Origin of the sequence: Aequorivita lipolytica (assembly GCF_007997135.1) — a bacterium.
GTDB lineage: Bacteria > Bacteroidota > Bacteroidia > Flavobacteriales > Flavobacteriaceae > Aequorivita > Aequorivita lipolytica.
Genome location: NZ_VORU01000004.1, coordinates 16,308 through 42,172 on the forward strand (window position 1 = coordinate 16,308; position 25,865 = coordinate 42,172).

Annotated in this window: 25 protein-coding genes; 15 read left to right on the forward strand and 10 right to left on the reverse strand. The window is 38.5% G+C overall.

Features of this window, described 5'->3' with window-relative positions:
- Nucleotides 1–69: 69 nt before the first annotated feature.
- A complete protein-coding gene (locus ESV24_RS06260; RefSeq protein WP_111815535.1) occupies nucleotides 70–1,518 on the reverse strand; it encodes a glyceraldehyde-3-phosphate dehydrogenase in 1,449 nt (482 codons plus the stop codon).
- 137 nt (nucleotides 1,519–1,655) lie between these two features.
- Nucleotides 1,656–3,044 carry a S1C family serine protease gene (locus ESV24_RS06265; RefSeq protein ID WP_111815536.1) on the reverse strand — a complete coding sequence of 463 codons (1,389 nt, stop codon included), beginning with the start codon at nucleotides 3,042–3,044 and terminating at the stop codon, nucleotides 1,656–1,658.
- Nucleotides 3,045–3,306: 262 nt separating this feature from the next.
- On the opposite strand from ESV24_RS06265, the gene dapF reads away from it, so the two are divergent.
- The 3 genes from dapF to mltG are packed head-to-tail and all read left to right on the forward strand — an operon-like array spanning nucleotide 3,307 to nucleotide 5,664.
- Nucleotides 3,307–4,080, forward strand: coding sequence for a diaminopimelate epimerase (gene dapF, locus ESV24_RS06270; RefSeq protein ID WP_111815537.1), 774 nt, complete (start codon nucleotides 3,307–3,309; stop codon nucleotides 4,078–4,080).
- The gene (locus ESV24_RS06275; protein ID WP_111815538.1) at nucleotides 4,077–4,607 is read left to right on the forward strand and encodes a GNAT family N-acetyltransferase; all 531 of its coding nucleotides are present in this window, start codon (nucleotides 4,077–4,079) and stop codon (nucleotides 4,605–4,607) included. The genes dapF and ESV24_RS06275 overlap by 4 nt, the downstream gene beginning before the upstream one ends.
- Before the next feature lie 13 nt (nucleotides 4,608–4,620).
- Nucleotides 4,621–5,664 carry an endolytic transglycosylase MltG gene (gene mltG, locus ESV24_RS06280; protein WP_111815539.1) on the forward strand — a complete coding sequence of 348 codons (1,044 nt, stop codon included), beginning with the start codon at nucleotides 4,621–4,623 and terminating at the stop codon, nucleotides 5,662–5,664.
- A gap of 21 nt (nucleotides 5,665–5,685) precedes the next feature.
- Here mltG and ESV24_RS06285 read toward each other — a convergent pair whose 3' ends face one another.
- Both ESV24_RS06285 and ESV24_RS06290 read right to left on the reverse strand, forming a co-directional pair.
- Nucleotides 5,686–6,696, reverse strand: coding sequence for a M28 family metallopeptidase (locus tag ESV24_RS06285; protein ID WP_111815540.1), 1,011 nt, complete (start codon nucleotides 6,694–6,696; stop codon nucleotides 5,686–5,688).
- A gap of 18 nt (nucleotides 6,697–6,714) precedes the next feature.
- Nucleotides 6,715–7,047 carry a hypothetical protein gene (locus tag ESV24_RS06290; RefSeq protein WP_111815541.1) on the reverse strand — a complete coding sequence of 111 codons (333 nt, stop codon included), beginning with the start codon at nucleotides 7,045–7,047 and terminating at the stop codon, nucleotides 6,715–6,717.
- Nucleotides 7,048–7,185: 138 nt separating this feature from the next.
- On the opposite strand from ESV24_RS06290, the gene ESV24_RS06295 reads away from it, so the two are divergent.
- On the forward strand, nucleotides 7,186–8,568 hold the full coding sequence (locus tag ESV24_RS06295; protein ID WP_111815542.1) for an MBL fold metallo-hydrolase: 1,383 nt from the start codon (nucleotides 7,186–7,188) through the stop codon (nucleotides 8,566–8,568).
- 251 nt (nucleotides 8,569–8,819) lie between these two features.
- Nucleotides 8,820–9,824 (forward strand): T9SS type A sorting domain-containing protein, encoded by a 1,005-nt coding sequence (locus ESV24_RS06300; protein ID WP_111815543.1) that lies wholly within the window; start codon nucleotides 8,820–8,822, stop codon nucleotides 9,822–9,824.
- Between the two features lie 83 nt (nucleotides 9,825–9,907).
- On the opposite strand, the gene ESV24_RS06305 is transcribed toward ESV24_RS06300, so the two are convergent.
- Nucleotides 9,908–10,387, reverse strand: coding sequence for a ferritin-like domain-containing protein (locus tag ESV24_RS06305; RefSeq protein ID WP_111815544.1), 480 nt, complete (start codon nucleotides 10,385–10,387; stop codon nucleotides 9,908–9,910).
- A gap of 191 nt (nucleotides 10,388–10,578) precedes the next feature.
- Here ESV24_RS06305 and ESV24_RS06310 point away from each other — a divergent pair, with 191 nt between their 5' ends.
- From ESV24_RS06310 to ESV24_RS15270, 3 genes are all read left to right on the forward strand, one after another.
- Nucleotides 10,579–11,778 carry an NAD(P)/FAD-dependent oxidoreductase gene (locus ESV24_RS06310; protein WP_111815545.1) on the forward strand — a complete coding sequence of 400 codons (1,200 nt, stop codon included), beginning with the start codon at nucleotides 10,579–10,581 and terminating at the stop codon, nucleotides 11,776–11,778.
- Nucleotides 11,779–11,808: 30 nt separating this feature from the next.
- Nucleotides 11,809–12,330, forward strand: a complete 522-nt coding sequence (locus ESV24_RS06315) for a DUF421 domain-containing protein (RefSeq protein ID WP_111815546.1) — start codon at nucleotides 11,809–11,811, stop codon at nucleotides 12,328–12,330.
- Between the two features lie 76 nt (nucleotides 12,331–12,406).
- Nucleotides 12,407–12,550 (forward strand): hypothetical protein, encoded by a 144-nt coding sequence (locus ESV24_RS15270; RefSeq protein ID WP_170227869.1) that lies wholly within the window; start codon nucleotides 12,407–12,409, stop codon nucleotides 12,548–12,550.
- Nucleotides 12,551–12,574: 24 nt separating this feature from the next.
- Here the strand turns inward: ESV24_RS15270 and ESV24_RS06320 are convergent, their stop codons facing one another.
- From ESV24_RS06320 to ESV24_RS06330, 3 genes are read right to left on the reverse strand one after another with little or no spacing between them, the layout of a single operon-like run.
- Nucleotides 12,575–12,964: an iron chaperone gene (locus tag ESV24_RS06320; RefSeq protein ID WP_111815547.1), complete on the reverse strand. Its 390-nt coding sequence runs from the start codon at nucleotides 12,962–12,964 to the stop codon at nucleotides 12,575–12,577.
- A 3-nt stretch (nucleotides 12,965–12,967) separates the two neighbouring features.
- Complete coding sequence (locus ESV24_RS06325; protein ID WP_111815548.1) at nucleotides 12,968–13,534, reverse strand: adenylosuccinate lyase; 567 nt, start codon at nucleotides 13,532–13,534, stop codon at nucleotides 12,968–12,970.
- Between the two features lie 7 nt (nucleotides 13,535–13,541).
- Nucleotides 13,542–14,216 carry an SIR2 family NAD-dependent protein deacylase gene (locus tag ESV24_RS06330; protein WP_111815549.1) on the reverse strand — a complete coding sequence of 225 codons (675 nt, stop codon included), beginning with the start codon at nucleotides 14,214–14,216 and terminating at the stop codon, nucleotides 13,542–13,544.
- A 139-nt stretch (nucleotides 14,217–14,355) separates the two neighbouring features.
- Between ESV24_RS06330 and ESV24_RS06335 the strand changes: the two genes are divergently transcribed.
- The 6 genes from ESV24_RS06335 (at nucleotide 14,356) to ESV24_RS06360 (ending at nucleotide 20,969) form a co-directional block, all read left to right on the forward strand.
- Nucleotides 14,356–15,036, forward strand: a complete 681-nt coding sequence (locus ESV24_RS06335) for a TrmH family RNA methyltransferase (RefSeq protein WP_111815550.1) — start codon at nucleotides 14,356–14,358, stop codon at nucleotides 15,034–15,036.
- Between the two features lie 75 nt (nucleotides 15,037–15,111).
- The gene (locus ESV24_RS06340; protein ID WP_111815551.1) at nucleotides 15,112–15,684 is read left to right on the forward strand and encodes a non-canonical purine NTP diphosphatase; all 573 of its coding nucleotides are present in this window, start codon (nucleotides 15,112–15,114) and stop codon (nucleotides 15,682–15,684) included.
- 261 nt (nucleotides 15,685–15,945) lie between these two features.
- Nucleotides 15,946–17,811 (forward strand): DEAD/DEAH box helicase, encoded by a 1,866-nt coding sequence (locus ESV24_RS06345; RefSeq protein ID WP_111815552.1) that lies wholly within the window; start codon nucleotides 15,946–15,948, stop codon nucleotides 17,809–17,811.
- 227 nt (nucleotides 17,812–18,038) lie between these two features.
- Nucleotides 18,039–18,659 carry a GNAT family N-acetyltransferase gene (locus ESV24_RS06350; RefSeq protein WP_111815553.1) on the forward strand — a complete coding sequence of 207 codons (621 nt, stop codon included), beginning with the start codon at nucleotides 18,039–18,041 and terminating at the stop codon, nucleotides 18,657–18,659.
- Nucleotides 18,660–18,685: 26 nt separating this feature from the next.
- Complete coding sequence (locus ESV24_RS06355) at nucleotides 18,686–19,450, forward strand: carboxypeptidase-like regulatory domain-containing protein (RefSeq protein WP_111815554.1); 765 nt, start codon at nucleotides 18,686–18,688, stop codon at nucleotides 19,448–19,450.
- 157 nt (nucleotides 19,451–19,607) lie between these two features.
- Nucleotides 19,608–20,969, forward strand: coding sequence for an aldehyde dehydrogenase (locus tag ESV24_RS06360; protein ID WP_111815555.1), 1,362 nt, complete (start codon nucleotides 19,608–19,610; stop codon nucleotides 20,967–20,969).
- Nucleotides 20,970–20,984: 15 nt separating this feature from the next.
- On the opposite strand, the gene ESV24_RS06365 is transcribed toward ESV24_RS06360, so the two are convergent.
- Together ESV24_RS06365 and ESV24_RS06370 are read right to left on the reverse strand one after the other, a co-directional pair.
- Nucleotides 20,985–22,364 carry a T9SS type A sorting domain-containing protein gene (locus tag ESV24_RS06365; protein WP_111815556.1) on the reverse strand — a complete coding sequence of 460 codons (1,380 nt, stop codon included), beginning with the start codon at nucleotides 22,362–22,364 and terminating at the stop codon, nucleotides 20,985–20,987.
- A 56-nt stretch (nucleotides 22,365–22,420) separates the two neighbouring features.
- Nucleotides 22,421–23,872, reverse strand: a complete 1,452-nt coding sequence (locus ESV24_RS06370) for a zinc metalloprotease (protein WP_111815557.1) — start codon at nucleotides 23,870–23,872, stop codon at nucleotides 22,421–22,423.
- Nucleotides 23,873–24,218: 346 nt separating this feature from the next.
- Between ESV24_RS06370 and ESV24_RS06375 the strand changes: the two genes are divergently transcribed.
- The gene (locus tag ESV24_RS06375) at nucleotides 24,219–25,865 is read left to right on the forward strand and encodes a T9SS type A sorting domain-containing protein (RefSeq protein WP_111815558.1); all 1,647 of its coding nucleotides are present in this window, start codon (nucleotides 24,219–24,221) and stop codon (nucleotides 25,863–25,865) included.

Sequence of the window (25,865 nt, forward strand, 5' to 3'; positions counted from 1 at the left end):
TCAAATATAAAAAAAATCCTGTTACCGAAGCAACAGGATCTTTCCTATTAATCAAATTTATTGTGTTTACTAATAGTAAGTAAATCTTCTAACCTGCGCAATATACTTGGCTAAACGAATTACTTGATGACTGTAACCGTACTCATTATCATACCAAACATAAAGCACCACATTCTTTCCGTCTTCGGTAACAATGGTTGCGTTGCTATCATAAATAGCGGGAGAGCATGAACCAACAATATCGCTGGAAACCAACTCGTTGTTCATAGAATATTGAATTTGCTCTACCAAATCGCCTTCTAAAGCGTATTTCTTCATAGTGGCGTTAATGCCATCTTTAGTAGTTGGCGTTGCTACTTCAAGATTTAAAACCACCAATGAGCCGTTTGGAACAGGAACACGGATGGCGTTACTTGTAAGTTTGCCAGCCAAAACCGGCAATGCTTTAGCAACAGCACTTCCAGCACCAGTTTCGGTAATTACCATGTTTAACGCTGCTGCGCGGCCACGACGGTATTTGCTGTGCATATTGTCTACCAAGTTCTGGTCGTTAGTGTATGCGTGAATTGTTTCCAAATGCCCACGAACAACGCCGAAAGAATCCTCAACGGCTTTTAAAATAGGGGTAATGGCATTGGTGGTACAAGATGCTGCCGAAAAAATATCAACCGTATTGGGGTCGTATTCATTTTGGTTTACACCGTGAACGATATTCGGCACTCCTTTTCCTGGAGCGGTAAGCAATACTTTTGAAGCGCCTTTCGCACTTAAATGACGACTTAATTCTTTGTCATCTCGGAAAGCACCTGTGTTATCGATAATCAAAGCATCTTCAATTCCGTATTTTGTGTAATCAATATCTTCCGGATTGTTTGCTGAAATGATATGAACCATGGTTCCGTTGATTATCAAGGCGCTATTTTCAAGGTCTGTACGCACAGTTCCGGGGAAATCTCCGTGAACAGAATCATACTGAAGCAACGAAGCTCTTTTGTCTAAAACGGTTTGATCCATTTTGCCACGAACCACTATAGCGCGAAGACGTAGTTGATTGCCCTGTCCTGTTCTGGTCATAAGTTCACGAGCCAATAAACGGCCGATACGTCCAAAACCGTAAAGAACCACATCTTTAGGAACAATGTTTTTAGCTTCTTTGGCGTTTTTCAATTTATCTGAAACGAAAGCCAAAGCGTTTGAATATTTATCGTCTTCCAAATGGAACTCGTAGGTAAGTTTACCAATATCCAACTTTGCAGGTGGAAGATCGAGAGTTTTGATAGCCTGTGCAATTTCAACAGAATCGAAAATTGAGATTGGCTTTTGCACGAATTCGCCAGCATATTCGTGAAGTTTCAAAATTTCACTCACATTGCGGTCTATAAGCTGGTTGCGGAAAAGCACCAGTTCAATGGACTTATCGTACCAAAGGTCGCTAATGATTTTAATAAATTCTACTGAAGCTTTTCTGCGGTCAGTTTGAAAAGACAGTTCTTTTTCATAAACGTCATCAAAACTCATAAGGAAGTATGTTTTAGGGGTTTAAATTTGGTGCAAAAGTACTTATTTCAATCGTCGTGCGGAAATAAAAACTGAAAATAAAAACACCGCTGAAAGTTTTAATTTTCAGCGGTGTTAGTTTGAGTTTTTTTTAACTTCTATCTAAAAATAAAAGAGTTAATATTTCCCGCATTGTCCATAAAGGTCATTTTTATTGGTGTTCGGTAGTCGCGCTGAGTCATAATTACCTTTACATCATCAATGTCATTTACTATTTCGTCATTTATTCTTGTGATAATAATTCCTTCCAATTTATATTGGGCAACTTCGGGCGTGAGGGCACGGGTTACCGTAACTCCGTTATTAAGGCCGCGAGCTTTTAACTCTTCCGGAGGGGTATTTTTCACTTCCAAACCAAGATCGTCAATCGAAAAAGTTTCCAATTTTATTAGCTTAACAGGAATTTTCCTTTCATTGCCATTGCGAAGAACGGTTACTTCAACCACATCATTTGGGCGTTTGGAACCTAAATATCCCGAAAGGTCTGCAAATTTTGAAACCTTATAACCATCAAGTTGTTTTATAATATCACCTTCCTTTAAGCCTGCTTTATCGGCGCCGCTACCTTTTTCAATTCCACCTACAAAAACGCCTTGGGTATCCTTGATTCCATATTTTTCAACAATTTGTGGGTTTATATTTCCCACTTGAATTCCTAAAATACCACGTTGTACGTTTCCGTATTCCATGATATCTTCAATCACTTTTCTAGCGTTATTTGAAGGTACTGCGAAGGAATAGCCCACATAACTTCCGGTTTCAGAAGTAATGGCAGTATTAATCCCTATCAATTCGCCTCGTGTATTTACCAACGCACCACCACTGTTTCCGCGATTTACGGCTGCATCGGTTTGTATAAAGGATTGTGGATTGCCATCAAACTGATTTAAATCGCGCGCTTTTGCACTTATAATTCCAGCGGTAACGGTTGAGGTTAAGTTGAATGGATTACCAACGGCAAGAACCCATTCGCCAATTTTTACCGCGTTTGAATCTCCGAAAGGAATGAACGGGAAATCATCATCGCCATCAATTTTCACAAGCGCAATATCCGTGTTTGGGTCGGTGCCTATCACCTTGGCGGTATATGTTTTATTATTGTTCAGCGTTACTTCCAGATTGCTGGCGTTCGCGATCACGTGATTGTTGGTTACTATGTAGCCGTCTGGCGAAATAATAACACCACTACCACTACCAACCATAGCTTTTGGTTGGCCACCACCTTGAAAATATTCCATCATATTTGTGGGCTGCCTACTTACTGTAATGTTTTTAACGTGTACCACTGCGTGGACGGTTTTCTCGGCAGCATCAGTGAAATCGGTATTCATCTCAGCACCGTTTGACGAATAATTTATTGGAATAAAACTTGAGTTTTCCTGTGGAATAAAGGATAGAACTTCCTTATTTTCGATTAATTTGTAACCGCCAAGCGTTACTGCTCCTGCCACTAATGCTACTAGAAATAAACGGATTGTTTGCTTCATTTTAAAAAATTTTTAATTAATACTACTTTAATATATTTCAAAAAACTCTTTGAAAGTTTTTCATTTTTAACTGTTTTAAGGTATTTCCAGTCCTGGGAGAAACGAAGAAAGGAAACACTTTTTGGAGAAACATTTTTTAAATGCTTTCACAAATTTAACAATGGTGGACTGAAAAAAGTATGCCACAAACTGTTATTTAACGTGCATTTAACGTGAAGAATTTTCCTAAACCTGCAATGCCTTTTTATATCTTTGCGCCGTTATGGAATTCACTTTTTATAAATACCAGGGCACGGGCAACGATTTCGTGATTATTGACAATCGGGAATTATTTTTTCCGAAGGAAAACACGGCGCTCGTTGCAAAAATCTGCGACCGACGTTTTGGTGTGGGTGCTGATGGATTGCTGTTGCTGGAGAAGCATCATTCGGCAGATTTTAGAATGGTCTATTATAATAGTGATGGCAATTTAAGTTCGATGTGTGGCAACGGTGGAAGGTGCATTTCGCACTTCGCTAAATTCCTGGGAATCATTTCTGAAAAAACTACTTTTGAAGCTGTGGATGGCATGCACGAAGCCACAGTTGAAAAAGATTGGGTTTCCCTGAAAATGAACGATGTTGAAAAAGTAAACGTTTCCAAAAATTATACTTTTTTAAACACAGGTTCGCCGCATCACGTTGAATTGGTTTCAGATCTAAAAGACGTTGATGTTTTTACAAGCGGAAGAAATATTCGAAATAAAATTTACGGGAAAGAAGGCGCTAATGTTAATTTTGTAGCACAGAATGATGATGCAGTTTTTTCGGTACGAACCTACGAGAGAGGCGTGGAAGATGAAACACTCTCATGCGGGACAGGAGTAACTGCTGTTGCAATTGCAATGTTTGAAATGGGTAAAACTTCTGAAAATAAAGTAACACTTAAAACACCTGGCGGACAATTACAGGTTCGTTTTGAAAAGGATGGTTTGGGCTATAAAAATGTATTTTTAGAAGGACCTGCAAAACAGGTATTTAAAGGAATTTGGAAATGAAAACGTTAAAAGGAGAGAACATATTTCTACGCGCTTTGGAACCCTCCGATTTGGATTTTCTATATCATTTAGAAAACACTGAATCCCTTTGGGAGGTAAGCAATACCACAACTCCCTATTCTAAATATATTCTTCAGCAATATTTAGACAACAGCCATCGAGATATTTACGAAGTAAAACAGTTGCGACTTGTTATCTGTAAAAATGAAACCGAAGCAGTTGTTGGGTTTATCGATCTTTTCGACTTTGAGCCAAAACACAGCAGAGTAGGGATTGGAATCGTTATTTTTTCTGAAGAGGATAAAAGAAAGGGATTTGCTTTGGAAGCGCTAAAACTTACTTGTAATTATGCTTTTAAGCATTTGAACGTGCATCAGATTTTTGCTGGAATCACAGAGAAAAACTTAGGAAGCATCAAACTATTTGAAAAAGCTAATTTCGAAAGAAGTGGCGTTAAAAAAGATTGGATTTTTTCTGAAGGAAAGTATAAAAGTGAATATTTTTATCAACTAATCGCCAATCCCTAATCCCCAAATAAAAATGTATATAAAGAAAATATTAGTAATTATTGTTGTGCTTGGTGCCATTGGTATGGGTGTTTTTGCTTGGTACGTATTTAATACTGCTTTTTCCGGAAACACAGCTTTCAATAATAAGGAAGCACATGTTTATATTTCTACAAATGCTACAATTGAAGATGTTGTTGCTGAACTGGAACCGCTTTTAGAGGATAAAGAGTCGTTTTATGCAGTTGCCGGCCAAAAAAAATATTCAGGAAATATTAAGGCGGGACATTTCATTATAAAAAAGGGAATGACCAATAATGATATTGTGAACACGTTGCGCAGTAGAAATATTCCCATCAATGTAAAGTTTAATAACCAAGAGCGTCTGGAAGATTTGGCGGGTCATATTTCAACCCAAATTGAAGCAGATAGTATTTCACTTTTGGAATCGATGCGCGATCCTGAATTTTTAAAGGAAGTGGGATTGAATAAAGAAACGGCACTTTCACTTTACATTCCAAATACCTATGAGTTTTATTGGAATAGTTCTGCAGAAACTTTTAGAAGCCGAATGAATACCGAATACGAGCGCTTTTGGAACGAATCTAGAATGCAAAAAGCCAAAAAATTAAATCTTTCCAAAGAGCAGGTAATGTCCTTGGCTTCAATTGTTCAAAAAGAAACCGCCAAGGTGGATGAGCGTTCGAGGGTTGCTGGTGTTTACGTAAATAGATTGAAAGTAGGTATGCTGCTTCAGGCCGATCCTACGGTTATTTACGCTATAAAGCGAGAGAGCGGCGATTACAACCAAATTATAAAAAGAGTGCTTTATAAAGATTTAGAACTCGATTCACCCTACAATACCTACAAATATGCGGGCGTTCCACCGGGACCAATCACTATGCCAGACATTTCTTCAATAGACGCAGTGTTAGATCCTGAAAAGCACGATTACTATTACTTTGTAGCCGACGTAACTAACTTTGGATATCACAAATTTGCAAAAAATTTAGCGCAGCATAATGTAAACAAAGTGGAATATGTGCGGTGGGTTAACAGCCAGGGATTGAATAGATAGTATTGTTGAACCTTCCTAAAGCTAGAGCTTATCTGCTGTAATTCTTTTTTCACGGTTGGCTATTTCCCAAGCAGTATAGAAAATTAGTTGGGCGCGCTTTGTCATTAAATCATACTCTATCTTATCGGGAGTGTCTGTAATTTTATGATAATCTTCGTGAACACCATTAAAATAGAAAATAATTGGAACATTGTTTTTTGCGAAGTTATAATGATCGCTTCGGTAGTAAAAGCGGTTGGGGTCGTTAGGGTCATCAAACTTATAATCCAACTCCAGATTTGTATATTTTTCGTTCATCGCTGTGGAGACATCCTGTAATTCCTGGCTTAATCTGTTGCTTCCTATTAAATAAATATAATTTGGAGTGTCTTTTTTTTCAGGATCAATTCTGCCAATCATATCTATATTGAGGTTGCAAACAGTGTTTTCCAATGGAAATATCGGGTTTTCTGTGTAATATCTAGAGCCGTAAAGACCAATTTCCTCGCCTGTAACGTGAAGAAATAAAACGGAGCGCTTAGGCCCATTACCATCTTTGGCGGCTTGCTGAAAGGCCTGCGCGATTTCTAATATAGCTACCGTTCCGCTTCCGTCATCATCGGCACCGTTGAAAACATTTCCATTATTGTCCATCCCAACGTGATCCAAATGGGCAGAGATTATAACAACTTCCTCTGGCTTTTCAGAACCTTCAATAAAGGCAAGTACATTTTCGGAAGATTTAGGGTCTCTCGTTCCTTCAAAAAAACTGGCAGGAACATTCTGATAATAGTTGTTTTTTTCAATGGGGGACTCGATGCCTTCGTCCATATAGAAATTCCGGATATACTCCGAAGCCAGCTTTTGCCCCTTGCTTCCGGTCATGCGCCCTTCCATGGCATCACCCGCATAAACATAAAGGTGTTTTTTAAGGTCTTGGGCAGTGATAGTGTTTGCGTAATCACTACTTGTCTTTTTCTGGGCAGCACTTTGATGAGTTGCGTTACAGGACAGAAATAACGGTGAAAAAAATAGGTATAAAATAATCTTCATAAAAAAAAGTAACAGATGTTATTCAAATGAAATAAGTTCGTAGTCTTCGGGAGCCAAACCGTCTTCGCCTATTTTTTTATAATTCATGGTATGGGTTTTTACCACTTCATTACCTTCGCTATCTTGGGATTTCACGGTAATTTTAACCAAGTAGGTAAGCCCCATGGACGCTTCGCCGTTAGAAGTTTCTTTTACTTCAATGTTTTCGTCATTAAATTTTGTTCCTTCAGGAAGTTGCAATTTTTCACTGGCATCTCTTTTGGCCAATTCACGCACTACCTCGGTCTGTTTATTATCTGTAGAACAAGCAACTATCAGAAGTGTAATAAATATGAATACTATCTTTTTCATAAATACGTATTTAGTTTTGAGGTAAAGATAAATTAAGTTGGACTTCTTAATGCAAAAGTTTTGCAAAAAAAGGGAGAAGCTTGTTTATAGCTGAATAATAGAAATTACAATTCTTATATTTGCTGAAAATAGAAATACATGAAGGTAGAACAGATTTATACAGGGTGTCTTTCGCAAGGCGCATATTATATTGAAAGCAACGGAGAGGCAGCTATTATAGACCCTTTGCGCGAAACAAAGCCTTATTTGGAACGCGCAAAAAATGATAACGCTAAGATTAAGTATATTTTTGAAACTCACTTTCACGCAGATTTTGTGAGTGGTCATATAACCCTTGCCCGGCAGACGGGTGCATCCATAGTCTATGGACCGCACGCAAATCCTTCTTTTGAAACCATTTTGGCAAAAGATGGCGAAACATTTAAAATCGGCAATGTAAGCATCACCGCAATACATACGCCGGGCCACACGATGGAAAGTACCACCTATTTGCTCAAGGATGAAAACGGCAAGGATTACGCAATCTTTAGCGGTGACACACTTTTTTTGGGCGATGTGGGCCGTCCCGATCTTGCCCAAAAAGCTAATGAAGTTACTCAAGAGGATCTTGCGGGTATTTTGTTTGACAGTCTTCGAAAAAAAATTATGCCATTGGCTGATGATGTAATAGTTTATCCTGCACACGGCGCTGGTTCTGCCTGTGGAAAAAATATGATGAAGGAAACCGTGGATACTTTGGGCAACCAAAAGAAGATGAATTATGCCTTGCGTGCAGATATGACCCGTGATGAATTTATAAAGGAGGTAACTGATGGTTTAGCCCCGCCACCGCTTTATTTTCCAATGAATGTAAAAATGAACCGCGAAGGTTACACAGACTTTGATGAGGTAATTTCTCAAGGAACGAGATCCTTAGATACTGAAACTTTCGAGCGGATAGCCAATGAAACCGAAGCAATTATTCTGGATGTGCGCAGTCAAACTGAGTTTATTGATGGACACATTCCCCGTTCTATCTTTATTGGTTTAGATGGAGGTTTTGCTCCTTGGGTGGGCGCCCTACTTGCAGATGTGGAGCAAAAAATTTTACTGGTAGTTTCTCCGGGAAGGGAAGAAGAAGCAGTAACAAGATTATCGCGTGTAGGTTTTGATAAGACATTGGGTTATTTATGCGGAGGAATTGAAGCTTGGAAACAAGCTGGAAAGGAAATTGATGCTTTGGAATCTGTTGATGCTGAAATCTTGAAGAATGAATTAGAGAATAATGTTCCAGTTTTTGATGTTCGGAATGATGGCGAATTTTTTGGGGCGCACCTTCCCACAGCTAAACATACGCCACTTGGTTTCTTGAATGATTATGTAAACCAATTTCCTGAGAATGAAAAATTCTACCTGCACTGCGCTGGTGGATATCGTTCGGTAATTGCCGCTTCAATTTTAAAGAGCAGAGGAATCCACAATGTTATCGATGTGGCCGGCGGTTTTGCCGCCATTAAAAACGCTGGTATCTCAGTGGTATAGTTCAAAATATAAATATTTTAAAAACGACCTCATAATTCTTGTTATGAGGTTTTTTTAATGCGCTATTTCGGCTTCATTTCTATAGCGTATATTATTTTGAGAGTTTCTTAAAATGCTTTTTTTTATAGCTTATTGATGTTCGTAGAAAATTGTTAATCAGTGAGTAAGGTTATTTTGTTAAACTTTTCTGAAAAAAGATTAAACAAAATACTTTATTTATTATTTTTATTCCGAACTAAAAACTATTTATTATGAAAAAAATTTTACCGATTATTGCAACTGTTTTGTTTTCAATCAGTTCAATTGCCCAAACAGCCCGTGTACAAGTAATACACAACTCCGCCGATGCGGCTGCAGCGACTGTTGACGTTTACGTAAATGCTGACTTAGCATTAGACGATTTTGCCTTTAGAACTGCCACTCCGTTTATTGATCTTCCCGCGGGTGTGCAAATTGAATTATCTGTGGCGCCAGGGAATAGCACAAGTGTTGGTGACGCATTATTGACAGTTCCCGTAACCCTAACCGCAAATGAAAAATATATTGTGGTGGCAGACGGTATTGTTAGCCCAACTGGCTATAATCCTGCACCTCCATTAACTTTGCAGGTATTCGCAATGGCCCGTGAAATGGCTGGAAACTCTGGAGAAGTGGACCTATTGGTACATCACGGTTCTACAGATGCACCTACTGTTGATGTAGTTGAGACAGGTGTTGGAGCTGGTACTTTAGTTGACGATATTACATATTCTGAATTTCAAGGTTACCTTACCGTTCCTGAGAACGATTACATTCTAGAAATTAGAGATGCTACTGGAACTGTTGGGGTAGCGGCTTACCAAGCCCCGCTTGCTACATTGAGTTTGGGAGGTACTGCGCTAACAGTTTTGGCTTCAGGATTTTTAAATCCAGCCCAAAACTCTAACGGTCCTGCTTTTGGATTGTATGTGGCGACCGCTCTTGGAGGTGCGCTTTTGGAACTTCCATCTGCTCCACTTGGAGTGGAAGAATTTAATGCTTCATCATTTACAATTTATCCGAACCCGGCCAATGAAAAACTTAATATTAATGTTGCGGGAATGGATTTAGGTCAGTACACGGTTTCAATAACCGACATGCTAGGACGCGTAATTACAAATAGCGCAATTAATATTGATAATACCATCAATGTAAATAATTTAAGTGAAGGTATTTATAACCTTACTGTATTGGATGGCAACAAAGTAATGGTTAGTAAGAAGTTTGTTAAGAATTAGGCAGACGTTAGTTAAACCAAAAAGCCCTGGAAAGTTAACTTTCCAGGGCTTTTATCGTTCTTCTTTCTCATAAAGATGATAAATTAATCATCTGCAAGATCTTCCAAAGTTTTAACTCGGTTTAATGTATCATGGATTTCTGAAGCTTGCTTGTTAAGCACACTGGAAATGTTTGGCGGAAAATTCTGTTCTTTCAATTTTTCGTCGTACTCTTCCCAACTCGCTTTTTCACCGCGAATGCACTCTTCAAGAACCGCCTCGTCTGTATTTCCAGCAACGGCACTTTTAATATCTATCCAAGTTCTGTGTAAATCGCCAGTTAAGCTTCCGCTTTCTTTTGGTTTTTCATTAAGATTACGAATTTCATTGTCAAGCTCTGTGGCAAAACGATTGCGCTGTGCCGCTTGGTGCTTTAGGAAATTTTTCAAGTTGGCATTCTTAGCGTCTTCCATTGCCTTTGTGAATCCCTTTTGTGCATCGTAATTTTTTTCCAAAAGCTCCTGAAGGTTATCAACGAGTTTATCGTGATTGTGTTCTTTTGCTTTTTCGTTTGTAGTTTTCATAGTTTTTCGTTTTAAGTTTTGAATAAAGATACATTTCAGAATAGCGGAAACTTCTTATCATTTTCACAATTGAGAAGTGTTTAACGATAGGTGTTAAGTTTTTTAGGATTTATTTATTCAACTTCATTTTATAATTATATATTAAAGAGGAGGGTATAATTGTCCATATTTATTAAATTTCAATAAAAAATATGGACGTACGCTCAAACGAGCCATTTTGGCTTATAAAAAATTCTTTACCGCAAAGCTATCCTTCTCTTCAAAAATCTATTTCTTCCCAAGTATTAATTGTTGGAGCTGGAATTACGGGTGCGTTGGTAGCTTACAAACTTATTGCCGAGGGCAAGAAAATAATAATGGTAGATCGTCGGGACATCTGCAATGGCAGCACTGCCGCAAGTACTTCCATGCTTCAATATGAAATTGATGTGCCACTGCATAAATTAATAGAGCAAGTAGGATTGACCTGTGCTGTTTCAAGTTATCAGAATTGTGAAAAATCCATAAGTGAACTTAAAAAGATTGTAAAAGACTTAAAATGTGATTGTGGCTTTGAAGAAAAAAGAAGCGTCTATTTTGCAACTTCAAAAAAAGATATTTCCTTTTTAAAGAATGAATTTGAAGCTAGAAAAGAACACGGTTTTAATGTGAAATGGCTTTCAAAAGAAGAATTGGGCAATCTAGGCCTTAAGGCTTACGCAGCTATTGAGTCAAAATCCGGCGCTGTAATGGATGTATATAAATTCGCAAATGCACTTCTAGAATTTTGCTCAGATAAAGGATTGGAAATCTATGACAGAACGGACGTTGTGGAAATTAAATCTAAAGACGGAAAATTAATTGCAAAAACCAATGATGGTTTCAGCATAGAAGTGGAAGATGTAGTTAACTGTACAGGTTATGAAAGTACCAAAACCGTGAAGGAAGATATAGTCTCTTTAAAAAGCACTTTTGCGTTGGCTTCGGAAGCATTTGAAACAACTCCGAAAGCCTTCAAAAAACATATTTATTGGAATACAGATTCGCCATATTTATATTTTAGAAACACCGATGATGGTCGTATTGTAATGGGCGGCGGCGATCGTGACTTTAAAAATGCTACCCGCCGCGATGCTTTGCTTCCAAAGAAAGAAAAGGAACTCACCAAAAAATTTCAGAAATGTTTTCCCGACATACCTTTTATTGCAGATTATTCGTGGGCCGGTACTTTTGGGGAAACAAAGGATGGCTTGCCCTATTTCGGAAAACCCGATGCCGGAAAGAACGAACATTATATTTTAGGCTTTGGCGGCAATGGCATTACCTTTAGTGTAATGGGAATGGAAGCAATTGTTCATTCAATCAATAAAACGCCCCATCCTTATCTGGAATATTATAAGTTTAATAGATAATTGATTTACAAATTTATAAAAACTAAAATTATGGAAAAATGGTTTGAAGCATCAACAACGTCATTGATTGCTATTGTATTAACTGCGCTTGGAATCTACATTGCCACAATTCTATTTACAAGATTGGCTGGCAAACGAAGTTTTTCAAAAATGAGCAGTTTTGATTTTGCAATGACAGTTGCCATTGGTTCTATTATTGCCACAACAGTATTATCAAAATCAGTGAGTTTGCTGCAGGGTGTGGTGGGAATGGCCGCTGTTTATGCACTCCAGATTTCTATCGCTATGTTACGGCGCTTTAAAATTGTACAAAAGCTGGTAGATAACGAACCTCTGCTTTTAATGGATGGCGAAGAAATTCTGCATGAAAACCTAAAAAAGGCACGAGTTACAGAGGCAGATTTGCGTTCCAAGCTTCGCGAAGCAAACGTTTTGGAACTATCGCAGATACGTGCGGTAATCTTTGAATGTACGGGAGATATTGCCGTTCTGCACAGCAAAGATAATGAGGTAAGCGTGGAAGATTGGTTACTTAAGGATGTGGAACGATAGGTGTTAATTCTATTTTAATTTTTTGAATACATCAATAAGATTCTGTAACTTTTCATTTCACTAAAAAAGAAATATCATGGACAAGAAAGAAAAGAATTTGGAACAGGAAAAACAAAGCAAAAAAGAGCAAGCTATCAACAAAGGAGCTACTCATGGTAAAGAAGTGAACCCGCAAGTAAAGCAAAAGCAGGAAAAGCACCAACCGCGCGATAATGCGTAATAATATTTAGCAAGAATATAAACCTCATAGCCTATGAAAGCTATGGGGTTTTTTATTTTTCTCATCTAATTGACTAACTCGAAACATTATAATTTCTTCAATAAGTTTCCAAGGCATTTCGCTAGCCAGTGGAAATTGAATGGATCCTTTTCCAGTTTTATAATTTGAAAGTTTTTTTTGAAAAGCCTTATTTCCAGAAGGAAGCGCGTAAAACCCAATATGACTTTTATATCCAGCAAAATAGACCAATGGCTTTCCGTTAAGTTTGAATGCTGGCATGCCGTAACTCATGGTTTCTTCGGCAGCTGGAACAGTTTCCTTTATTTTTTCGCGAATTAGTTTCAAAACTTCAGCGACATTTTCTGAAAACTGGTTTATGTATTCTTCAGTATTCTTAGGTTTTGAATCCAGCATTGTTTACGATATCCGTTTCAGAATTTTTCGAGCTCTAGCTTGGTAGCCCGCACTTTTGTTTGGCGCATTTTCAGTAAGGATATTCCGTAATTCGGGATAGATCCAATCCCCCATTTTATCTTGGCCCAGATAATAAAGTGCGTCCATTGCTGGAGCCTGACAGGCAACTTTTTGATTGGTAATTAACCAATCGAAGCAACACTCGGTCATTATTTTTCGCTGGTCCTTGCTTAAAATATTTCTAAAATAGGTGTATTTAAGCATATAATGTTCATAGCAGAGTATCTTGCAAATTTTAGCACATGACCGGAGCGCTGAGTCATTTTTAATATTAGGAAGTTGTTCAAAGAACAAATACATATACTTAAAAAAGAGTAGGGGTTTGCGCTCACAAATAATCTCCAAAACCCAAGCAGCTTTAACCAGAAGTTCACTATCTGGCGTGAAACACCACTGTAGTGTTTCGCGAACGTAATGTGGTTTTTTGACTATCCAAGAGGCAATTTCCTGTCTTTTTTTCCGACCGCTGTCAACCTCCATCAATTTTACCTTTAAATCTTCGGGAAGCATAGCTTTTCTATTTTAAAAGTTCAACAACTTTTGGAACTCCGCTTGAAGCATTTTCCGCAAAAATGGTAATTCTTTTTGTTTCTGAAATTGAAGGTTTTGGATCGACGAAATATATTTTTGCATCGTCTTTTGCATATTGCACCAACCCCGCGGCGGGATAAACCTGCATTGAAGTTCCCACGATAATAATTACATTTGCTTGTTCAACAATTTCTACTGCAACTTCAATCATTGGTACCATTTCGCCAAACCAAACTATGTGCGGGCGCATTTGGTGGTTGTGCTCGCAGAAGTCACCCATATTCAAATCTTCTTTCCAATCTAAAACCAAATCTTCATCAAAAGTGCTTCTCACTTTTAGCAATTCTCCGTGCAAATGAATCACATTAGTACTACCAGCCCGCTCGTGCAGATCGTCCACATTTTGCGTTATTATACTAACATCGTGGTTTTTTTCAAGATTCGCCAAAGCGATATGCGCGGCATTTGGCTGAACCGTCAATAATTGCCTTCTTCGTTGGTTATAAAAATCCAGCACTAAAAAAGGATTGCGTTCAAAACCATCGGGCGAAGCAACTTCCATTACATCGTGTCCTTCCCAAAGACCGTCGCTGTCCCGAAATGTTTTTATTCCGCTTTCTGCGCTTACGCCTGCGCCGGTGAGTACTGCAATATTCATTATTGAGTTATTTAGTTACTAAGTTATTTAAAATTGGCGATTTTAGAAACAATCATTTAAACTAATAACTTTTATCTTAGCGAAATCGAAATCGAAATCGAAATCGAAATCGAAATCGAAATCAACAAATAACCCAATAACTTTGGATACGGAATTATTAAAACACCTTCAAACCTACCTTACGGAGCATAGAAATAACCGCTTTCAAAAAGTGATTTCTGAGCGGACACGCCATTTTACCGTAGTTACCGAAGATGTTTACCAGCTTCATAACACCAGTGCTGTAATGCGAACTTGCGATGTTTTCGGCATTCAGGATTTAAACGTAGTTGAAGAGAAGGTGAGTAAAAGAATTGATAAGGAAATTGCAATGGGTGCCCAAAAGTGGGTCGATCTTAAAAGATACCATTCAATAAAAGAGTGCATAAAAGATTTGAAGAATAACGAGTATCAAATCCTCGCAACCACACCCCACGATAATTCCACAATGCTTCACGATTTTGATGTTTCAAAAAAGAGCGCCTTTTTCTTCGGAAAAGAAAGCGATGGTTTGAGCGATACGGTAATGAATGCAGCCGATGGTTTTCTGAAAATCCCAATGTATGGTTTTACCGAGAGTTTAAATATTTCGGTTTCCGCAGCGATTATTTTGCAAAGTGTAGTTTCAAAAATGAAGCAGAGCGATGTAAATTGGCAACTTTCTAAAGAAGAAAAGTTTGAACTTGAAATGCAATGGTTAAAGAAAACGATTAAGGCTTCGGAGGAGATAATTGAGCGGTATAATTCTGAAAATTCCAAATCACAAGAACCAAATTCCAAATAAAATTCAATCCTTCGACTGCGCTCAGGAAGACAAATGAAAAAATCAAAAATCGTCAATCTAAAATTGTAAATCAAAATGAAACTCGTCTTCGCCACCCACAATAAAAATAAATACATTGAAGTAAAAACAATGCTTCCCAAACACATTGAATTGCTAAGTCTGGACGATATTGGCTGCAATGAAGAAATTGAAGAAACCGCCGATACCATTGAAGGCAATGCTATTTTAAAAGCAAACTATGTACGTGATAATTATAAGCTGGATTGTTTTGCAGATGATACAGGGCTGGAAGTAAAATCGCTCAACAACGAGCCAGGTATTTACAGTGCTCGTTATGCTGGAGATTCTCATAATTCAGAAGCCAATATTAAAAAGTTGCTGAAAAATTTGGAAGGAAAGGAAGACCGTTCTGCAAGATTTAAAACTGCAATAGCCCTTACATTGAACCGTTCAGAAATTATGTTTTTAGGAATCTGCGAAGGCGAAATAACCAAAGAACTTCGCGGCGAGTCTGGCTTCGGCTACGACCCAATCTTCCAACCAAAAGGCTTCGATAAAACCTTTGCCGAAATGACCCTAACCCAAAAAAGTAAAATAGGCCACCGCGGAAAAGCAATGCGCCAATTGATTGACTATTTATCTAAATGATTTGCAATTTTAGATTGACGATATTCGATTGATAATTACATCCATCATCGGTCATCCAGCCCCCGTCATAAATAAATCTACAATCGTACATCGTAAATCATAAATAAAACACTACTTTTGCGCCCTTGAAAAATCCATAGCCAAAGGCTTTTGGTTTTCAAGAAAAATCCTCAGGGTGAGGGGTGTTATAGTGAAGCTGTCCGTTTTTTATATGTCCAGTCGCTTCCCGTTAGCACACATATAAAAACATAATTTAATAAAATGACAGCATTTAAAGCACTCGGCTTAGAAGAACATCTTCTAAAAGCCATCGCCGACATGGGTTTTGAAACCCCTTCAGAAATTCAGGCAAAAGCAATCCCAATCCTTTTAGAGCGCGAAACCGATATGGTTTCATTAGCCCAGACAGGAACTGGTAAAACCGCAGCATTTGGTTTCCCAATGTTGCAAAAAATAGACTTAAAGAGCCGCACTACCCAAGGTCTTATCCTTTCGCCAACGCGCGAACTTTGTCTTCAAATTACAAATGAAATGATAGCTTATGGAAAGTATATGCCGGGGCTTAACGTAACCGCTATTTACGGTGGCGCAAGCATTACCGACCAAGCGCGTCAGATTAAAAAAGGCTCGCAGATAATCGTTGCTACGCCAGGCCGTATGAAAGATATGATTGGCCGTGGTTTGGTTGATATATCAAAAATTGAATATTGCGTGCTAGATGAAGCAGATGAAATGCTCAACATGGGCTTTTATGAAGATATCACCGAAATTCTTTCGCATTCGCCGAAGGAAAAAAGCACTTGGCTTTTCAGCGCGACAATGCCGAAAGAAGTTTCTACGATTGCAAAGAAATTTATGCGTACTCCGGTTGAAATCACCGTGGGAACAAAAAACGTAGGTTCAGACCAAGTTTCGCACGAATATTATTTAGTAAATGCCCGCGACCGTTACAGCGCATTGAAACGTTTGGCAGATGCTAACCCAGAAATTTTCTCTGTAATTTTCTGTAGAACAAAACGCGACACCCAAAAAGTTGCCGAGCAGCTTATTGAAGACGGTTACAATGCAGCGGCACTTCACGGAGACTTAAGCCAAAGCCAGCGCGATACGGTAATGAAATCATTCCGTGCCCGCCAAATTCAAATGCTGGTTGCAACAGACGTTGCCGCCCGTGGAATTGATGTTGATGATATTACACACGTAATAAATTATCAATTGCCAGACGAAACTGAAATTTACACCCACCGTAGCGGCCGTACCGGTCGTGCAGGAAAAACGGGTATTTCTATGGTTATTGTTTCAAAAAGTGAAGTGCGAAAAATTCACACTATTGAAAAGATGATTCAAAAGAAATTCATAGCAAAGGAAATTCCTTCTGGAATGGAAATCTGTGAAGTGCAAATGTTTCACTTGGCAAACAACATTAAAGACACTGCAATAAATCCTGAAATCAACTCTTATCTTCCGAATATAAACGAAGTATTAGCAGATTTTTCAAAGGAAGAACTTATTCAAAAAGTATTTTCGGTAGAGTTTACCCGCTTCTTGAATTACTACAAAAACAGTAAAGACCTTAATATTTCCGGAGGTGGCGAACGCAATTTCTCAGAAGAAGATAATAAAGACAGCACGCGCTATTTCTTAAACATTGGAAGCAAAGACGATTTCGATTGGATGAGCTTGAAGGATTTCCTTCGCGATTTACTTCAACTTGGAAAAGACGACGTTTACAAAGTAGATGTAAAAGACAGTTTCTCTTTTTTCAATACTGATACTACACATCAAGAAGTAGTGATGGGCATTTTCCAGGATTTCAAACTTGAAGGAAGACAGATCAATATTGAAATTTCAAAAGATACAGGTCGAAGCAAAGGCAGAAGCGGCGGCGGCGGACGCGATCGCGACCGTGGCAAAAGAAGAGGTGATAGAAACGATCGTGGTGATAGAGGAGACCGTGGCGATAGAGGCGATAGAGGCGGAGATCGTGGTGAACGCAAAGGAAGCTTCAAAAAACGTAGCGGCGCTTCAAGCAGTAGCGACAAACCAGCTTTTAAAGGCAAAAGCCGAAGAAGCAGCGAACGTCCAGAAACCAAAGGTACAGGCGGCAGACGCAGAAGAAAGGATTAATGAGTTCGGGAGTTTAAGAGTTTAAGAGTTTATGAGTTTAGAAGTTTAAAAGTTTAAAAGTTTAATTGAACTTTCAAATCCCAAATCCCAAATCCCTAATCCCTAATCCCTCGATTTCGATTTCAATTTCAATTTCAATTTCAAAAGATTAAACTTTAGTACCACATTAACGTCTATATAAGTATATTTACGGGCCTTTTACAACGAGGCCCGTTTTTTTTAAACTTATGCAAGCCTTCAATTTTCTGCAGGAATACATATTAGAAAACGACTGTGTACGGCTTACTCCGCTACACAATTATGATATTGATAGGCTTCAGTATTTCTCTGAGAATGAACCAGAACTTTGGAAATATTCCCTTCAACCTGCAAACGGTTACGAAAATTTGAAAACCTACACAAATTTCGCTTTGCAGAGCCGGAAAGAAGAAACTTCGTACCCCTTTATTGTTTTCGACAAACGCACCCAGCAAATTGCCGGCAGTACCCGTTTTTATGATTTTCAACAAAACCATAATACCGTTCAACTAGGTTACACTTGGTATGGCAAGCAATTCCAAGGAACTGGGCTCAACAAACAGTGCAAAATGCTTATGCTAGAGTTCGCTTTTGAAAAACTTGGCATAGACCGTGTAGAGTTTCGCGCAGACGCAAACAACCAGCGTAGCATTGCTGCAATGAAGAGCATTGGTTGCACAGTGGAAGGTATTTTGCGAAACAACTGCGCAGCACCCAATGGAAGGCGAGATAGCATCGTTTTAAGTATTTTGAAAGATGAATGGTTTGATAGCGCAAAAGAACAATTAAAATCTAAAATTGAAAAAGAAAGGAAGGTTTCGCCACAGTGAAATTTTTCCGTATATTAATTCCCTATATGACACGATTTATCCTACTTATCACTCTTCTCTTTATCGCCGCAAACTCCTTTGCACAAGATAACAACATCATTAAGGGAACGGTGATGAACGATGCAGATGATAATCTGCTAGAAAACGTAAACATCGTAAACCTAAACCAAGTTAAGGGAACGACCACTAACGAGAAAGGAGAGTTTTCCATTAAAGCTGCTGTTAACGACACGCTGTTCTTTTCATACCTTGGTTTTAAATCCCTTCGCGTTCGCGTAACCAATGACTGGCTCAAGTTTGGCGACATAAAAGTAAAGATGACCGAGCTAGGTATTGCGCTGGAAGAGGTTGTAGTAAGACCAGTGCAACTAACGGGTTATGTAGAAATTGACGCAAAGCTCATTCCTATTTATGATAATTACCGTTACAGAATTTCGGGCCTGAACACAGGCTACGAAGGCGGAAGCAATCAGCCCGGCGCAGTCAGCAAAGTACTCAGCTCCATTTTTAATCCAGCAGATTTCCTCTATAACGTTTTCGGAAAGCGACCGAGACAGATGAAAAAACTCCGCCAAATGAAGGAAAACGATGAAATACGAAACCTCCTTCAAAGCAAATTCGACCGCGAAACATTAATGGCCGTACTTCAACTGGAACGCGCTGACATAGATGAAATACTAAATAAGTGTAGCTATTCAAAAGACTTCATCCGCACTGCAAATGATCTTCAAATTCTTGACGCGATCAGCGGTTGTTATGAAGAATACAAGATTTTGAATAGGGATAAGTAGTTTGAAAATTGAAATTGAAATGGAAATCGAAATTGAAATCGAAAAATTGAAGATAAATGTCGTTCCTGTAAAACTTGATGAATTAACTTAGAATCAATTCCTCCATTGAAGGGGGGGGGGGCAAGGAGATGTTCATGATGCAAATAAAATCACAAATATGAACCAAATCATAACCGCCCAGCGTAACTTCTTCAACTCTCAAGCCACAAAAAATCTTCACTTTAGAAAAGCACAGCTTAAAACCCTTCAAAAAGCCTTAGAACAAAACGAAGCCCTGCTTCACGAAGCTATTTACAAAGACTTTAAAAAGTCTGAGTTCGATAATTACAGCACTGAACTCTCTCTACTTTACAAAGACATTAAAGAAGCCCGAAGCAGTATTTTCCAATGGGCAAGCAGAAAAAATGTTTCCACGGGCATCCTCAATTTTCCAGCTTCCAGTTACATTATTCCAGAACCCTTAGGCGTTTGTTTGGTTATCGGCGCGTGGAATTATCCATACCAACTTTCCTTCGCTCCAGTCATTGCGGCGATAGCAGCTGGAAATACTGTAATACTAAAACCCAGCGAGCTGCCTACAAACACTGCCGCTGCAATGGCAAAAATTGTAAAGGAAAATTTTGACCCAGCCTTTTTCACAGTGGTTGAGGGCGGAGTAGAGGAGACTCAAGAACTTTTAAAGCAGAAATTCGACAAAATATTTTTCACCGGTAGCACCAAAGTAGGCAAGATAGTCTACAAAGCAGCCGCCGAAAACCTTACTCCCGTAACTCTGGAACTCGGCGGGAAAAGTCCCGCTATCGTCACAGAAAGCTGCAATCTAAAAGTATCTGTAAAACGATTGGTCTGGGGAAAATTCCTAAACGCAGGCCAAACGTGCATTGCGCCAGATTATGTTCTAGTTCACAAAAGCATCGAACAGCAATTCCTCGAACAGACCAAAGAGGAAATCATCAGCCAGTATTTCTCTTTTGAAAATGATAACTACGTTCAAATTATAAATGACAGAAATTTTGAGCGCCTCTCCAAAATGCTCGTCCCCGAAAAAATATATTACGGTGGCGAAACCAATGCCGAAACCCGCTACATTCAGCCCACCGTAATGCAAAACGTAACTATGGAAGATGCCGTTATGCAGGAAGAAATCTTCGGTCCCATCCTTCCCGTTCTCACTTACGAAACTATAGAAGAAGCAATAGCCAAAGTAAACAGCCTCCCAAAACCCTTATCCTGCTATCTGTTTACAAAAAGCAGTTCCATAAAGAAGAAAATTTTAAAAGAAATCTCTTTCGGCGGCGGCGCTATTAATGAAACCTTGATGCACCTCAGTAACTCGAATCTTCCCTTTGGCGGCGTAGGCCGCAGTGGCATCGGCAGCTATCACGGCCACACAGGCTTCAAAACTTTTACACATTACAAAAGCGTCATGGATAAACCCACTTGGCTTGATCCATCCATCCGATACTCCCCACACACCCCATTTAGGTTGAAGTTGATGCGGTGGTTTATGAAGTTTTGAAATATTTATTAGAAATTATTCCTTTATAATTTTTTGCACAAAAGAACCAGCATCGGTTGCTATCCTCAAAAAATACATCCCACTTTGAAGTGTTGAAATATCTATTCGCTGGATGTTTCCTTCTAATTGAAGCACTTTTTTTCCCAGTAAATCAAAGACACCTATACTAATAATGGTTTTAGTTTTGGGGTTTATATAAATTAATCCCTTAGTAGGGTTTGGATAGACCGTTAAAGAGTTTATTTGATTTTCTTCTACCGATAAAATAGTATAATTTTCATACCAAGCTATTTTGTTAGCGTTTTGATCGGCAATAAATACGTCCAAATCGCCGTCATTGTCAATATCGGCTGCATAAACATCCCTCGGAAATACCAAATTACTGTCAATACTATTTTTGGTGCTGAATGAACCGAGCCCATCTAAATTTTCAAACCAAACTACTTCCCCACCAAAAGGATCCACACTAGTAGCGAGTACATCATTATCCCCATCATTGTCAAGGTCTGCAACATAGACTGCGTATGGTTTGGATAAGGTATTGGTTATTATATTTTTTGATCCAAAATTTCCAAGACCATCTAGATTTTCATACCACGCAACTTCATTAATATATGGGGTTGCTGAAAAAATATCCATATCGTTATCCCCATCCACATCTGCAGCAAAAACGGTATTGGCATAAAAGCCCATCTCAAGTACAATATGCATTGTCCCAAAAGTGCCCTGCCCATCCATATTTTCCATCCAGAATATTTGCGCGGGTTGTCTCGCATTACCCAAAATGTCCATATCTCCATCCCCATCCATATCAACTGCCACAACGGAGCGTGAAGAGTCAATTATATTATTAATTATTTTTGGAGCGCTAAAATTTCCTTGTCCATCAAGGTTTTCATACCACGCTAAGCCAGAGTTATTTGATGCTGAAACAACATCCATATCGCCATCATTATCTATATCTGCTCCAATAGCATCATGTGCACCATCTGCGGTATTCGAAATGATATTTCTAGGGCTAAAGTTGCCTAAACCATCTAAGTTTTCATACCAAGAAATAATATCTAAAAATACAGTGGCTCCAATAACGTCCAAATCACCATCATTATCTAAATCGGCTAAGTTAATTCTGTATGTTTCACTCATCGTTCCAATTAGATTTATGGATCCAAAATCACCGTTGCCATTTGTGTTTTCTAACCAAGCGAGGTTATAGGGAGTTGCCAAAGATCTTGCAGCTAGTGCCACATCCATATTTCCATCACCATTAATATCGCCGCATACTACTCTTACTGGCAAATTTGCCTCGGTTGTAATTAGCTGTTGGGAACCAAATTGAGCTGTACTTTTAAGGTTAAATAGAATAATAGCAATTATATATGTATATTTTATCATAATTTTTTATAAATAAACAGCCCCAAAATTTGAGGCTGTCCTTTAGTTTTGGGTTATCAATTTCCTGTTTTGTAAATTACCGTCTCTTCATCAACCCCATTGCCATAATTTGTCTCTATTTTATAAAGACCATTATCTAAGTTTGGTATTAATTGAGGGTCTGTAATCTGAGTAGAGTCTTTTTGGGTAATTGTAACATTGGCATTTAAAATATTATCGTTAAACCGGATAACCTTTCCTCCCAGTATCGGTGGTGTTTGATAATTATCATAACATTTTTGGACTGAAGTAGCTCCAAAAGCCTGATCTATTTCGTGGATAATTATCGCCGAATGGTTTGGATGATAAATCTGGTTGTAAAGGGTCAAATACTTATCTACATGTTTTACAACATGACCTGGCTCTACGCTAAAGTTTGGATCACCGTATTCAGCAGGCTGAATATATTCGCAACAACATTCTATAAAATCATAAGTAAATCCGGGTTGGAACATGGGCATTGGCCATGGTTGTGGGTGTGGGTAATATAATGGATAGCTTCCCTTATAAGGCTCATAGAGTGTTGCGAAAGTTGTTGTTGCCGCCCCAAATTCGTCATACGAATCTTCAAGTATGGCTTCGTGCATTCTAATCTTTTGCCCAGTGGTAAACTTTTTTGAATATTGTGGAGCAGCGGGGCTATAGGACATGATGTTTTTTACATCAATTGGAAAAATGTCATAAGCGACTGGAGGATTTAGGCAATCATCCCCAGTGCCTGTATATTCAAAAGTCACGGGATCAATATATTTATATGGAATAGCCAAAGAATCTGCTTCCTCAGGGGTATATCCCATATCTCTTAGTTCCCAATAATGTTCATCCTTAAAGTCTGGCATAGCGGCAGTATCGGTAATACTATCGCCTCTTTTATCGGCATTATAATGTTGGTTTGTTATGTCTCTTGTAACGTGTTCACAAGCATTATCATGCCAATTAACAAAAGTGTGTTTTAAATTAAAGCAATGTCCTGTTTCATGGCTAAGTAAAGTATGGCTATTTATAATACTAAATCCATTCATTACCATATTAACTCTTTTACGTTCTTCTGCTGCTCCAGCAAAACCCAAGGTTGAGTAGGGCACATAAATGTTAAAGGCATCGGTTTTTCTAAGGTTGTTGGCCCTAACATAATCAAAAATGCTTGCATGGCCATACAGTTCTCCTGCGCCACGGTCAACAATATAGTATTGATCGGAATCAATAAAATCCATCCCGTAATATTTAAAAAAGATACCGAATTGGTTAAATTCAATATTCATTTTAGCTACTGCAGAAAGGGCAGTATTTTCTGTTAATGGAAATGCGCTGTAGCCATTATTATCGTTAATCCCCCAAAAGAAAACATTAAAGACAACAGGGGTAAAGTTCTCTAATGTTGGAATATCGTCAGCAAAGCTATATGCCCCAGGTTGGCTTGGTGCGGTGCCATCCGGTGTTGCACAAATAAATTCTTGCTGTGCGTTCATAAAAATACATTTAGCATAAATGTACAAAAAAGTAATCTGAAGAATAATTTGGTTTTCATAATAACAGTATTTAGTTAAACAATAATTTAATTAGCTAAATAACTGGGGAGGAGTCTAAATGTACAAAAAAATAACTTTCAATCGACAAGTGAATCAATTTTTTCGACAAATGGCAAAATTATTAAAATGGTGTCATAAAATAATGTTATTTCTTTCAAGTTTCCTCATACTTTTAAATTAATATATTTTTAAATTTAATATTGTAATAACAACTAAAGCCCAGAAATCAAAAATCCAAAATAGACAACCAAATTTTCACTACCTTTCCAAAGCAAAATACCTACCAATGAAAAACTTTTACATATTCCTATTAATCCTTACCACACAATTCACCTTCGCCCAAATACGTTTTCAAAATATTCCTGAAGGTGCAATATACCCTGAAAGCATGGTGGTTGAAACCATCACCGCAAACATTGCCTACCAGGGCTATGATGAAAGTCAGGCCTATTTCGGACAAGGCGAATACGAAATCTATTTAGATAATGTAGATGGCGTGCTGGACAACCCAATCATCGTCCTCGATGGTTTCGATCCGGGAGATTCTAGGGATATCGGCGGTCTTTACGCAAGTTTAAGTTTTGATGGACAAAACCTAGCGGATATTCTCCGCGATGAAGGTTTTGATATTGTAATCCTCAACGCTCCGCTATATAATACTGGCGGTAAAGACATAGACGGCGGAGGAGATTATATTCAAAGAAACGCAATGGTTTTGATAGCAATGATCCAGAAATTAAATGCCGACAAAGTAGGCAATAATGAATTGGTTGTACTCGGCCCAAGTATGGGTGGCCTAATTGCGCGCTACGGATTAGCATATATGGAAGACAACAGTTTAGATTCCGAAACACGTCTTTATATTTCTTTTGATTCGCCACATCGTGGAGCAAATATTCCCATTAGTCTTCAATATTTAATAAACTATTTTGCTGAGCAAGTAGGAGATGCAACCGCACAACAAGTTGTTGATCAATTATTAAATTCCCCTGCAGCTAAGGAAATGCTTGTTGATCATCTGCTCGGCCATCTTTTGGCGGGCTCAACATATGAGCAGGATCCTACAAAAGTTTTGCCTCTTGGCGCTCCTAATTTCAGAAATGAATTCCAAGCAGAGTTGGATGCACTAGGTTTTCCAAGTAATGTAAGAAACGTAACAATGATAAACGGCAGCGGAAACGGAACAACTACAGGCAGTCCCGGGATAACTGTTGTTGATACCAACTTGACCATTGACGCCACTACCGATATAGATGTAGTGCTAAAATTCACTCCGGCTGCAAATCAGACAAACACGGTTACAGATGTTACTGTCAACTTTTTTGGAATCCCAATAAATACCTATCAAACAACTTCACAAGCGCCTGGTAACAGCGACGGAGTAGATAGTGCTCCGGGCGGAACGGGAAGTATTAGTGATGCACTTGGCGACGGCGGCGGAAATCCGGTGTTGATTGATTTTATTAATGCGCTTCAGCAAGACTTATATTCTTTCATTCCAACAATGAGTGCTTTGGCAATAGACAATCCAGATTGGTTTGCCACACCAAACTTGAGCGATTCACCTTTCGTGAATTTCTATATTCCGAACGAAAATGAAGATCACGTAACCGTAACAGCGGCAAGTGCGCAGTTTGCTTTAGATGAAATTAGGGATGGTTTGATTGCCGTAGGTGAAAACCAATTTTCAAATCAATTTATTCTCGCTCAAAATCCTGTGCAGAAAACTATCAATATTGCAATTCCGAATAATATTTCAGCAGAAAAACTAACAACTACAGTTTTCAGCATTACCGGACAAAGATTAATGCAACAAACGTGGACAAACGCAAGCACACAATTAACTTGGAACCACAACTTATACAGCGGAATTTACGTGTTGAAATTAGACAACGGTATCTCACTGCAAACCATAAAAATGATAGTTGAATAG